10 protein-coding genes are annotated in these 12,841 nt (G+C 38.6%); 5 read left to right on the forward strand and 5 right to left on the reverse strand.

What is annotated here, in order from left to right; translation table 11 throughout:
* Positions 1-93 precede the first annotated feature (93 nt).
* The 4 genes from AC4IF5_RS19025 to AC4IF5_RS19040 all read right to left on the reverse strand — a co-directional run bounded on the left by AC4IF5_RS19025 (position 94) and on the right by AC4IF5_RS19040 (position 6,474).
* The gene (locus tag AC4IF5_RS19025) at positions 94-1,827 is read right to left on the reverse strand and encodes a thiamine pyrophosphate-dependent enzyme (protein WP_490737321.1); all 1,734 of its coding nucleotides are present in this window, start codon (positions 1,825-1,827) and stop codon (positions 94-96) included.
* 275 nt (positions 1,828-2,102) lie between these two features.
* Positions 2,103-3,305, reverse strand: a complete 1,203-nt coding sequence (gene lysA / locus AC4IF5_RS19030; protein WP_490737323.1) for a diaminopimelate decarboxylase — start codon at positions 3,303-3,305, stop codon at positions 2,103-2,105.
* A 262-nt stretch (positions 3,306-3,567) separates the two neighbouring features.
* Complete coding sequence (locus AC4IF5_RS19035; protein WP_490737324.1) at positions 3,568-4,791, reverse strand: 3'-5' exonuclease; 1,224 nt, start codon at positions 4,789-4,791, stop codon at positions 3,568-3,570.
* Positions 4,792-4,947: 156 nt separating this feature from the next.
* Positions 4,948-6,474 (reverse strand): helicase HerA-like domain-containing protein, encoded by a 1,527-nt coding sequence (locus tag AC4IF5_RS19040; RefSeq protein ID WP_490737326.1) that lies wholly within the window; start codon positions 6,472-6,474, stop codon positions 4,948-4,950.
* 140 nt (positions 6,475-6,614) lie between these two features.
* Here AC4IF5_RS19040 and AC4IF5_RS19045 point away from each other — a divergent pair, with 140 nt between their 5' ends.
* The 3 genes from AC4IF5_RS19045 to AC4IF5_RS19055 all read left to right on the forward strand — a co-directional run bounded on the left by AC4IF5_RS19045 (position 6,615) and on the right by AC4IF5_RS19055 (position 9,774).
* Positions 6,615-7,679, forward strand: coding sequence for a hypothetical protein (locus AC4IF5_RS19045; RefSeq protein ID WP_490737328.1), 1,065 nt, complete (start codon positions 6,615-6,617; stop codon positions 7,677-7,679).
* Between the two features lie 207 nt (positions 7,680-7,886).
* Positions 7,887-9,296, forward strand: coding sequence for an MBL fold metallo-hydrolase (locus AC4IF5_RS19050; RefSeq protein WP_490737329.1), 1,410 nt, complete (start codon positions 7,887-7,889; stop codon positions 9,294-9,296).
* 178 nt (positions 9,297-9,474) lie between these two features.
* Positions 9,475-9,774 (forward strand): thioredoxin family protein, encoded by a 300-nt coding sequence (locus AC4IF5_RS19055; RefSeq protein ID WP_490737331.1) that lies wholly within the window; start codon positions 9,475-9,477, stop codon positions 9,772-9,774.
* A 44-nt stretch (positions 9,775-9,818) separates the two neighbouring features.
* Here AC4IF5_RS19055 and AC4IF5_RS19060 read toward each other — a convergent pair whose 3' ends face one another.
* Complete coding sequence (locus AC4IF5_RS19060) at positions 9,819-10,571, reverse strand: nitrilase-related carbon-nitrogen hydrolase (protein ID WP_490737333.1); 753 nt, start codon at positions 10,569-10,571, stop codon at positions 9,819-9,821.
* Positions 10,572-10,772: 201 nt separating this feature from the next.
* On the opposite strand from AC4IF5_RS19060, the gene AC4IF5_RS19065 reads away from it, so the two are divergent.
* A complete protein-coding gene (locus AC4IF5_RS19065) occupies positions 10,773-11,213 on the forward strand; it encodes a DUF6646 family protein (RefSeq protein ID WP_490737335.1) in 441 nt (146 codons plus the stop codon).
* Positions 11,214-11,319: 106 nt separating this feature from the next.
* The gene (rseP, locus tag AC4IF5_RS19070; RefSeq protein WP_490737336.1) at positions 11,320-12,810 is read left to right on the forward strand and encodes an RIP metalloprotease RseP; all 1,491 of its coding nucleotides are present in this window, start codon (positions 11,320-11,322) and stop codon (positions 12,808-12,810) included.
* The last annotated feature ends 31 nt before the right edge of the window (positions 12,811-12,841 follow it).

Below are 12,841 nucleotides of genomic sequence, written 5' to 3' on the forward strand. Positions count from 1 at the left end.
TTTAGTCCATTTATAAAAAAGAAAAACTTCACACAAAGCATGAAGTTTTTAAAATATAAGTATTCTAAAGTTAAACTGTATTTTATCTCTTTCTTATAATAAACCTTTGATATGTTTATAATTGCTCTTCACTGTTTCAAAGACCTCATCCATTTTTCCTCCAAGCATTAGCTGCGCCATAGATTTTGTCATTCCCATGATTTGCTCAAATTCAATTTTAGGAGGAAGTGCCAGCGCATTAGGATTGGTGAAAATATTCAAAAGATAGGGACCATTATGCTCCAGACATTCTTTGATAGCATTCTCCACTTCTTCCGGTTTATGTACATTTTTACCCGGATATCCCATCGCCTGCGCTACCATCGCAAAGTCAGGATTGATCATATCCGTTTCATTATCGGGCATTCCGCCTACCTCCATCTCCAGCTTTACCATTCCAAGGGTCCTGTTATTGAAAACAATCAGTTTCACCGGAAGTTTATACTGGAAAATAGTCGCCATATCTCCCAAAAGCATAGATAATCCTCCATCTCCGCACATCGCGATCACTTGCCTTTCCGGATGTGCCAACGATGCTCCAATAGCCATAGGCATTGCATTAGCCATTGAACCATGATTAAAAGAGCCTAACATTTTTCTGGCTCCGGTCCCTGTAATAAATCTGGCTCCCCAAACGCAGCACATTCCGGTATCAACCGTAAAAACAGCATCTCTTTCAGCAAGTCGGTCCAGGGTATGAGCAACATACTCCGGCTGAATAGCATCCTCTTTACCAAAATCTTTTACATACTCCATCTGATTCTCTTTTACCTTTTCATAAAAAGCAAGCTGTTCATTCAGGAAATGATCATCTGCTTTTTCTTTCAGTAATGGAAGTAGTGCTTTAATCGTTTCTCCGACATCTCCTGCAAGCCCCAATTCTAATTTTGCCCTTCGCCCCAGTCTCTCCGGGCTTTCATCTATCTGTACAATCTTATTCTTTACCGGCATGAATTTCTGATATGGAAAATCCGTCCCAAGAAGGATAACAAGATCTGCCTCATGCATCGCATGGTATGCTGAAGGCAATCCCAATAAGCCGGTAAGCCCCACTTCATTAGGATTATTGGGCTGAATATCCATTTTTCCACGGAATGAATATCCTACAGGAGCTTTTACATGTTTAGATAATGCTATTACTTCAGCACTTGCTCCTGCCGCCCCTATCCCACAATAAAGTGTCACCTTCCTGCTTTCATTCACAAGTTTTGCCAAATTACTCAGCTCATCATCTGAAGGGCGGATCACAGGATTGGTTTTGAAAATTTGAGCAGAAGTGGCTGCTTCCTCGGCCTCCAGCTCAGAAACATCTCCCGGAAGGCCTATCACAGCAACTCCTTTTTTAGAAATGGCATGCTGGATAGCTGTCTGAACAGTCCTCTGTACCTGCTCAGGCCGTGTAATCATCTGATTATAATAGCTACAATCATCAAACAGCTTTATCGTATTGGTCTCCTGAAAGTAATCCATTCCCATCTCTTCACTGGGAATCGTAGAAGCGATCACCAACATAGGAACATGGGAACGGTGCGCCTCGTAAACTCCATTGATCAGATGAACGTGTCCCGGACCGCAGCTGCCTGCACACACCGCCAATCCGTCCAGCTCAGCCTCCGCAGCGGCTGCATAAGCTCCTACCTCTTCATGACGTACATGAATCCATTGAATGCTGCTTTTTTTGACTGCAATATTGAGATGATTGAGACTATCTCCGGTTACCGCATAAATTCTTTTCACATTGGCATTTTCGAGCATTTCGACAATTTGCTCTGCTATATTTTTAGCCATAATTATAATAGATTTGGTGATTATTTCTGGATAAAATACAGCATTAAATCTGTATTCCTATCAAAATTAGCTAATTAAATTGAACCTTCCCTAGGGTTTCACTGTTAAAAATTTGTAATTTTATTATCATCAAACCTAACAGGTTTTGAAAACCTGTTAGGTTTATTGGCGAACCTCTCTGTTATTTTTAATACAGATTTTTAAAATAAATTCTACTAAAAAACAAAAAACGGCCATCCAGAGGACAACCGTTTATATTATTATTTTTTTTAATCTTACATCACTATTTCGATCTGATTTCTCAGCAGATCTTCAAATTCGTCTCTCTTACGGATCAGGTGAGCTTTTCCATCTAAAAACATAACTTCCGCAGGCTTCAATCTTGAATTAAAGTTTGAGCTCATTTCGAAACCGTAAGCTCCCGCATTATGGAAGGCAAGGATATCTCCTTCTCTTACTTCATGCAGCTTTCTGTCCCATGCGAACGTATCCGTCTCACAGATGTTTCCTACCACCGTATAAATCCTTTCTGCCCCTTTCGGATTGGATAAGTTCTCAATCACATGATAAGAATCATAGAACATAGGACGAATCAGATGGTTAAACCCTGAATTCACCCCTACGAAAACTGTAGCCGTTGTCTGCTTGATCACATTAGCTTTCACTAGCAGGTAACCGCTTTTCCCTACCAGGAACTTTCCAGGTTCAAACCATAGTTCAAATTTTCTTCCTGTCGTTTTAGCAAATTCTCCTAAAACTTTTTCTACTCTTTTGCCTAAAGTTTTAACATCTGTTTCTTCTTCAGTATCCTGATAAGGGATTTTGAATCCGCTTCCCATATCCAGATACTTCAGGTTAGGGAAATGCTCAGAAAGCTCAAGCATGATATCCAAAGCCTGAAGAAATACTTCAGGATCTTTGATCTCACTTCCGGTATGCATATGAAGACCTTCCACATTCACATTGGTACTTTTCATCACTCTTTCGATATGACGAAGCTGATGGATGGAGATCCCAAACTTGCTGTCGATATGTCCTGTTGAGATTTTATAGTTTCCTCCTGCAAAAATATGCGGATTGATCCTCACAAAAATAGGGTAAGAATTCCCGTATTTATTTCCGAACTGCTCAAGAATAGAAATGTTATCAATGTTAATATGAACTCCGAAAGTCATTGCCTCTTCTATTTCCGCCAAGTCAACACAATTTGGAGTAAACAGTATTTTTTCTTTTGGAAATCCTGCCTTTAATCCAAGCTTAACTTCATTAATAGATACACAATCCAAAGAAGCACCCAAGTTCCTGATATACTTAAGGATATTGATATTTGTCAACGCCTTCGCTGCATAGAAAAACTTTGTGTGTTTTAAAAAAGAAGATGTAAGTTTCTCGTATTGAACTTTGATGGATTCTACATCGTAAACATACACCGGTGTGCCAAACTCATTGGCAATCTTTAATAATTCTTTTGAATTCATAATTTCATTTTAACATAAAAAAAGGCAGATTCTTCAAAAAAGAGTCTGCCGCATTGATTATTTTTTATGCAAGACAACTCTTTTAAATATTCCAAACCTTAGAAAACTTTACAGCTCCCTTTTTTCCAGTTTTTATTTGTTTAAAATTTTGCATTGCTTCTTTTTATTTTTTGCAAAAGTACTATTTATTTTTTATTTTAAGAAAATTGATTTCAAAAGCAGATTCTCCCTGGTAAAAACTTGTAAAGTGTAAATTTTTCTATCATTTCGGCAACGGTAACGTTTCAAAATCACCACGAAGCAACGCCAGCTGCAATTCATTATTCAAATCTGTGGAAGATAACGGAAGATCAATTTTTAATTTAGCAAGCTTGCTTATGGTCTGAATCTGCGTAAACAGTTCATAAAAGCCGAAGGAAACGACTTTTCCGTTTTCAATGATTAAAAACAGTTTTTCACCTAATTTTTTTCCGGGACCCAGCCATAATTCATTCCTTTTTCTGAACTCGATCTTTTGTTTCAGCACGGAAAAGTCATGATATTCTTCCTGAGAATCAATAAACTGAACAGCTTTTGTCCCCTGAGTGAACGATCTGAATTTTAAAGCAGGCTTTTCTGTTTTATTGAGCTTATTTTTTTCAACCACATATTTATTGTTCCTGAAATAAAGTCCGAACGGCAAAACCTCTTTCTTTTTAATATTCTTGGAGTTCAGGATCAGCTTGGCAATAATATCTGTTCCGGTCGGTTCAAAATTAATCTGCTCTACGCCTTTCTGGATCTGTTCCCATTTTTTTGATTTGGAATTGAAAACCTTTTTCGAGAATTTATTGATATCCTGGACATAGTCAGAGAAAATGATCTTTCCTGTTTCATCCTGAAAATAGACAAATCCTTTTTCGTTAGGGAGATCCTGAGTCAGTGCTTTGACCTTGTTGATATAAGTTTTCGCATTCGATTCCTCGTGCTGCTTCTGAATGATCTCATTTTCTGTATCTTTCGAAATCAGAAGCTTAAAAAGCTCTAATGTCGCCCTTGCATCTCCTTCAGCCCTGTGATGGTTGGTCAAAGGAATCCCTAATGATTTCACCAGTTTACCCAATGAGTAGCTTACCTCATCAGGAATCAGCTTTTTAGCTAACGGAATCGTATCTAAAGTATTGATTTTAAAATCATAACCCAGCCTTTTGAACGACTGACGCAGCATCCGGTAATCGAAGTCGATATTGTGTCCTACCAGCGTTGTATTTTGAGTAATTTCAATAACTCTTTTGGCTATTTCATGAAATTTCGGGGCCGTTCTGACCATTTTCGGGGTAATGCTGGTCAGCTTCTGAACAAAAGGAGTGATATCACTTTCAGGGTTTACCAACGATATAAACTGGTCCGTGATTTTCTGACCATCATATCTGTAGATGGCAATGTCTATAATGCATTCATTTCTATAACCTGCACCATTACTTTCTATATCTATAATTGAATACATCTGATTTCTGTTACTGCTGTTTTTCTGATTATATTTAAAGCCTTCGCTTCATTCCCCCAATAGACCCGGCCTCCTTTTTTATTTAAGTAGATAACCTGCTAAAATAACAAAAAATAGGTTAAAATATAACAGGCCATCCCGAATTATGCTTTAAAACTACCTTTTTCTGCCTCCCAGGCCAAACATTCCGAGAATGGCTTTGGCTCCTTCCCGCATCAATGTATTGGTAAAAGTCCGGCCGGCTTTACTCTGCAGCACCTGCTCAAACATTCCCGGTTCTTCTTTCACCGTCCTTGTCCGTTGTGCAGGTGCTGGATTTTGGGCAGCCTGCTCCATTCTGCTTGTCAATATTTCATAAGCAGATTCCCGATCGACAGCCTGCTCATATTTGGCGACCAATGGTGACCTTGCAGTAAGTTCCGAAATTTCCGTTTCATTCAGGACATCCATTCTGGATTCCGGAGAGATAAGGTAGGTGTGTACCAATGGAGTCGGAATTCCTTTTTCATCCAGCGCCGTTACAAACGCTTCCCCAATTCCCAGATTCTGGATCAGACTTGACGCATTGTAATATTCTGTAGTAGGATAGTTTTCTACCGCTTTAGAAATTTCTTTTTTATCTTTTGCCGTAAAGCCTCTTAATGCATGCTGTATCTTCAATCCTAGTTGGGAAAGTACATTTTCGGGTACGTCCCCGGGGATCTGTGTAATAAAATAAATCCCGACTCCTTTGGAACGGATCAGCTTCACCATTGTTTCGATCTGTGAAAGAAGGGCTTTTGAAGCTTCATCAAAGATCAGGTGGGCCTCATCAATGAACAATACCAGCTTTGGCTTACCGCTGTCTCCCTCTTCAGGGAATGTCATATAAATTTCCGCAAAAAGCGAAAGCATGAATGTAGAGAACAGCTGTGGCTTATTCTGAATGTCTGATACTCTCAGAATATTAACAACTCCTTTTCCATCTCTGGTTTCCAGCAAGTCCTGAACATCAAAACTTAATTCTCCGAAGAATCCTGCCGCTCCCTGTTGCTCTAATGCTACAATAGATCTTAAAATTGCGCCTAAAGAAGCCGGAGCGATAGATCCGTAATTGGCTGCAAGCTCCGCTTTTCCCTGTGCATTATCGGTTACATATTGCAGTACTTTCTTCAGATCGTTCAGATCAATCAAAGGCAACCCTTTATCATCACAGTATTTAAAGACAATAGACATTATGCTTTGCTGAGTATCATTAAGCTCAAGGATCTTACTTAATAAAACCGGACCGAATTCTGTAACGGTCGCTCTTAGTTTCACTCCTTTTCCTCCTGAGATGCTCATCAGCTCTACCGGAAATCCTTGCGGATTGTAAGGAAGCTGTGTTTTCGCATATCTTTCTTCAATGACCGGATTCATCTGCCCAGCTTCTGCAATTCCGGAAAAATCTCCTTTGATATCCAGAACAAGAGAGGGAATTCCCGCGTGAGAAAGCTGTTCTGCAAAAACCTGCAATGTTTTGGTCTTCCCCGTTCCGGTAGCTCCGGCAATAAGACCATGGCGGTTGATCGTTTTTAACGGAATCGTCACATTCACTTCCGGAACCACTTCCCCATCCAGCATTCCTTTTCCTAGTATAATATGTTCTCCTTTGGGAGTATATTTTGCATTTAATTCTTCAATAAATTGTGCTTTGTCTGCCATCTGATCGCTTTTTAAACTTATAAATATAAAAGTTTTTGTAAAAAATTGAGTGCTTTCAATAATATTATGTGATTAAATTTTGTTCTAACATCATTAAATTAATATTTAATTTAGCGTTCACAACAACATATATACCACTCATGATGCTATTTAAGAAAAATCTAGTCATTATTCTCTCTCTTTTCTTCACTCTATTTTTTTCTCAAAAAAGGAAAGAAGCTACAGTTTTACCCATAAAAGGAGATTTTACTCATCCGTCTACCTCAGTAATCTTCCCAGCTTTATGGTCCGGTTTTCAAAGAGAGACTATACATTCTTATGATTTACAGAATAAGCATATTGTTGTAAGCTATGTACAGCAAAAAGATAAAAAAAATAAAACCGTATTTACCTTATATCTCTATCCAAAGAGCTCAACGGATAATCAGCTTCTTAGAGACGAGTTTTCATCGTATGAATATGTTCTGAATCAGAACTCTAATAAAAGCGTCGATTTAAAGCCCTCATTTGGCAGTGCCTCCAACGATAATATTAAGGTAAATTATATCTATTCTGTATTTGATCACTCAATGGGTGAGCGTGATTTTTTTAAGGGGGTAAAATATACGGACAAGAAATCCCTTCTTTCTATTTATGAATGCGGGGGCTGGGGATTTAAAATCAGGATATCAAGCGATGACATGACGCATGATCAGCTAAGAGAAATAAAAGACAAGGCTGAAAGCTATTTTGAACTGCTACAGGTAGCAACTAAAAAGCCTCTTCCCATCAGCAAGGCACCAGATATTATTCTGTCTCCTGTTATTAAAAGAGATTCTATGATGAATTATTCAACTATTGTGGCGGCTCAGGCTAAGATAGAGTGGTTGGGTAAAAATTTAGAAAAAAGGGAGCTTCTGACAGGATTCAATGACATGAATATTGAGTCTGAAGTATACGCCATTGAGAAAATGCTGGAATTCTATAAAAAACATGAAAAGGATTGGCCAATACATGAGGATACTAAGAAATATTTTGATGAAATGATCAGAATAGCAGATAATGAAAGAATTAAAGATCATATCTATGAAAAATATAACAGGCTGATCAACTATGAACAGGGTGCAGCTAGAAAAGATGATTATATTCAGTTCAAAATAGACAAGAATATATCAGAGGACACCAATGAAATTTTATACAAGATATATTACAAAAAATTAGAATAAGTAAGAATTATAGGTTTATTTCGTCGATTAGTATGATAAAAAACAGCATTTACATATTAACATGATGTAAGGCATTCTTTTTGCTTAAAAATAAAATCATTAAACGTCCGTTTAACACAGTATTGAAAGAAACTATCGATGGGATTTAACATTTCATTTAGAATTCATCTAATACTTTGTATCTTTAACTAATAAAAAAAGACCACAATGAAAATTGAACAAATATATACGGGATGCCTGGCTCAGGGTGCCTATTATATTGTATCAGAAAATGAGGCGGCTATCATTGATCCGTTAAGAGAAGTAAAACCTTATCTGGATCGTCTGGAAAAAGATCAGGTCACTTTAAAATATATTTTTGAAACGCACTTCCATGCGGATTTCGTTTCAGGACACCTGGATCTAAGCCAGAAAACCGGCGCTCCGATTGTATACGGACCTACTGCAGCTCCTGAATTTGAAGCAATCATTGCAGAAGATAACCAGATCTTTGAGATCGGAAAAATAAAAATAAAGGTATTGCACACTCCGGGACATACTATGGAAAGCAGCACCTATCTTTTAATTGACGAAAACGGTGTTGAAACTGCCATTTTTACAGGTGACACCCTGTTTTTAGGGGATGTAGGAAGACCTGACCTTGCCCAGAAAGCAACCAACCTTACCCAGGAAGATCTTGCAGGCATTCTGTATGACAGTCTTCAAAACAAGATCATGCCGCTGGATGACAGTATAACAGTTTATCCTGCTCACGGGGCGGGTTCCGCATGTGGAAAAAATATGCAGAAAGAAACAGTGGACACCTTAGGAAACCAGAAAAAGACCAATTACGCTCTTAATCAACCGGATAAAGCCTCTTTCATCAGAGAGGTACTTGACGGCCTGACAGCTCCTCCAAAATATTTCGGAATGAATGTGGCTTTGAATAAAGGCGGCTATGAAAGCCTGGATGTCGTAATGAACAAAGGACTACATCCGGTTGCACCGGAAGATTTTGAAGCATTGGCAGAGGAAACAGGAGCATTAATTTTAGATACAAGAGGAGCTGCGGAATTCCATAAAGGTTTTGTTCCCAACTCTATCAATATAGGATTGAAAGGAGATTTTGCACCGTGGGTCGGAACCTTGATCATAGATGTAAAGCATCCTTTATTGCTGGTAACAGATGAAGGAACTGAGGAAGAAGTCATCACCAGGTTAAGCAGAGTGGGCTTTGATAATGTTGTAGGATATCTGAAAGGGAGTTTTGAAGCCTGGAAAAATGCAGGGAAAGAAACTGATGAGATCAAAAGAATCACACCTGCTGAATTTGCTGAACAGTTTACAGAAAGTTCAAAAGTAATCGATGTAAGAAAACTGACCGAGTATTCCGCAGAGCATATTGATGATGCCTACAATAAACCATTAGACGCTATCAGTGACTGGGCACGCACTATTGACGATTCAGAGCATTTCTTCCTTCACTGTGCAGGAGGATACAGAAGCATGATTGCCGCAAGCATCCTTAACTCACACGGAATCAGAAATTTTACTGAAATCGAAGGAGGCTTCAACGGAATCAAAAAAACAGAAAAATTTCCAACTTCTGATTTTGTATGCCAGTCCAAAACATCATAAGGGCTCGAGGGTTCAATTTTACGGTTTTGCTTTAGCTTTGGATTTTGGGCTAAGTGCCTGTAAAACAAATTACATCAACATCAAAGAAGTAATAAACAGTGCTGATATAACACTGTAGACCTTGAAAAGGCCATCCAGAACGAAGCTGACAAAAAAATAAACTCATAAAAACCAAATTATGTCACAAAAATTTCAGGAAATCATCAATTCCGAACGACCGGTGCTTATCGACTTTTTCGCAACATGGTGCCAGCCTTGTAAGGTCCAGTCTTCTGTTTTGAATACGGTAAAAGAAAACATTGGTGAGAGTGCCAGAATTATAAAGGTAGATATAGATCAATATCCTGCCTTAGCTGCTCAGTATGGAGTTCGTGGGGTACCTACTCTGGCGGTATTCAAAAATGGAGAATTGCTTTGGAAAGAAAGCGGGGTACATGATGTGAATACGCTGACCCAACTTTTACAAAAATATATCTAAAGATAAAATTAAGGCTGAGACATTGATCTCAGCCTTAATCATTGCTATAATTGAATTGAAAAAGCATCCCGGTCATTCAGAAACTGGAAATGCTTTCTAAAGTCTGCCAATTGGTCCATATCCAGATTTGCAGATACAATATTTTCTTCTTTTTGGGATATTTCTCTTCCGTCTGCAAAGAAACAGTGAGAGCTTTCCTGATAAAGCAGGTTATTCCCATCTGTCCCGATCCTGTTCAGTCCAAAAACAAAAGACAGATTTTCAATGGCTCTGGCTTTCAGAAGATGTTCCCACGCCCCTACTCTCTTTTCAGGCCAGTTGGCAACATACAGGACAGCATCATAGTCATCATTATTTCTCGCAAACACCGGAAAACGGAGATCATAGCAAACCTGAAGCAGGAACCGTATTCCTTTATACTCAACAATTACCCTGTTCTTTCCCGGCGTATATACTTTATCTTCTCCTGAGAACGAAAAAAGATGACGTTTATCGTAAAAAACCGTTTCAGCATCCGGCTTCACAAAATACATTCTGTTATAAAAGTGTCCATCCTGCTCTACAGGAGCACTTCCGCAGAAAGCCGCGTTTTTCTCTTTTGAAATATTTTTCAAAAATTCCAGCGATTCTTCATTTCTGTCCGAGACTTCAGAAGCATCCATACAAAAACCTGTTGAAAACATTTCCGGCAGAAGAAACAGGTCAGCTTCCTGATTCAGGAGCCTGTTCTCTATAATTTTAAAATTTTCAGTTTTATTTTTCCAGATGATATCTAAATTCAGCCCTACAACTTTCATCTTTTATTTTCTTTAAATTATTACCATTACCAATCTATAAAAATACGTCTTTTATCTTTACAAAAGAAAACGCCCTACAGAGACCAGGCATTTCATTTCTTAATATGTATTAAAGTCTGATTTTTTTCAGGTACTGATCTCTTTCGGTTTCATTTTTGATGCAGATATTCTTTATTAATATCATTAAAAATTGAAAAATTTATGAAGAAATTGGTTTTTATGGTGATGATATTCTTTTTTGGAGCAATGGCCAACGCTCAGGCCTGGACCGGAAAAGGAGATCAGAAAATTCAACTGGGCCTGAGCGCCTGGGGATATGGAACCGGTATAACAGGAACTTATGATTACGGGCTGAATAGACTTATCTCAGTAGGAGCCGGTATCAACGGCTACTTTGACAATTATAAAGACAACGATAAGGACAATCGTGTTTTTGTATTCGGAAGACTGAATTTTCATTTACAGGATGCCTTAAATCTTCCTGCAAAATGGGATATTTATCCAGGGGTTGACCTTGGCGTTCTCGGAAAAGATTTTGGAATAGGCGCTCACATCGGAGCACGTTATTTCTTTACAGAGAAAATAGGCGTCTTTGCAGAGGTGGGTAATAACGGAAGTCTTGGGGTTTCTTTCAATTTATAATCAAATCGTCTTTAAATATGACAAAGCTTCTCGTTTCGGGGAGCTTTTTTATTTGGCATAGTTTTGATAATTGTTACCTTTGCAAATTAAAATCTAAAATTTATTAATGGAAATAGCAATCAAACTCTTTCAGTTCATTCTGAGCATCTCTATACTTGTGCTTCTTCATGAGCTTGGGCATTTTTTACCGGCAATATGGTTCAAGACCAGAGCAGAGAAGTTTTTCCTGTTCTTTGATCCTTATTTCTCCCTGTTCTCGATGAAGAAGATCAACGGGAAATGGCAGTATAAATTCTTGTCACGGAATCTGCCGGATTCAGAAGTAATAGAGGTAAACGGAAAGAAGGAAGAAGCTCCTATCGATATATCAAAACTTCCGGACAACGACTGGAGAAAGCATCCTGAACAAACTAAATACGGAATCGGATGGCTTCCTTTCGGAGGGTATGTAAAAATTGCCGGAATGGTGGATGAAAGTATGGATACCGCCCAAATGAAAAAACCGGCAGAACCATGGGAATTCAGATCTAAACCGGCCTGGCAGAGACTGATCATTATGTTGGGAGGAGTTACGGTAAATTTTTTCCTGGCCTGGCTGATCTATAGCTGTCTTTCTTTCTTCAACGGAGAAACGTATACAGATATTACCAAATTCAATAACGGTATCGAAGCTACTGATGCGGGAAAGAAAATGGGGTTCCAGAATGGAGATAAGATCATCAGCGTAGATGGCAAACCTGCTGAAAGATTGGAAAACACCTCAATCAATATTCTTTTAGGAGATAACGTTACCGTTCTAAGAAACGGGCAGGAAGTTACTTTCCCGGTAAATGCAGATGGTGTAGCAGATGTTCTTAAGCAAAAAGAAGCCAAACTTTATATTACTCCAAGGGTTCCGATGGTAATTGATTCACTGGCTACTCCGGCGTCTCAGTCGTCTGGCCTGGCAAAAGGGGATAAAATTGTAGGAATCAATGGAAAAAAGACCATTTTCTTTGATGAAGTAACCGCTCTTTTAGCTGAAAATAAAGGAAAGACCATCACTGTAGACGTTGAAAGAAACGGTGCATTACAGACATTACCGGCAGTTTCTGTTGATAAGAATGGAAAGCTGGGGGTAGCACTTGACACGAAAGGAATCGCAAAATCTATTGTTACGAATAAGAAATATTCATTTGGAGAAGCTATCCCAAGAGGGTTTACAAGAACGATCGAAGCGCTTACCACACAGGTTAAGCAATTCAAGATCATGTTCAACTCCAAAGTTCAGGGATATAAGAATGTAGGAGGACCTATCGCTATTGTAAAGAACATGCCGGTTAGCAAGGATGCAGACGGAAGCTTTACGATCAACTGGGTTGCTTTCTGGAGCTTTACGGCTATGTTCTCCGTATGGTTAGCATTCCTTAACCTGATTCCTATTCCGGGGCTGGATGGCGGACACGTTTTGTTTACTTTATATGAAATTATTGTAGGAAAACCGGTTCCCCAAAAGGTATTGGAAAATGCACAGATGATTGGAGTTATCTTCCTGTTAGGCTTAATGTTACTGATTTTCGGAAGTGATATCTTTAAGGTATTTACAGGGAAACTATAATTTTTTTGAAAATTTTTCTTAAAAATATTTG

The organism is Chryseobacterium sp. UF-290 (assembly GCF_058245615.1).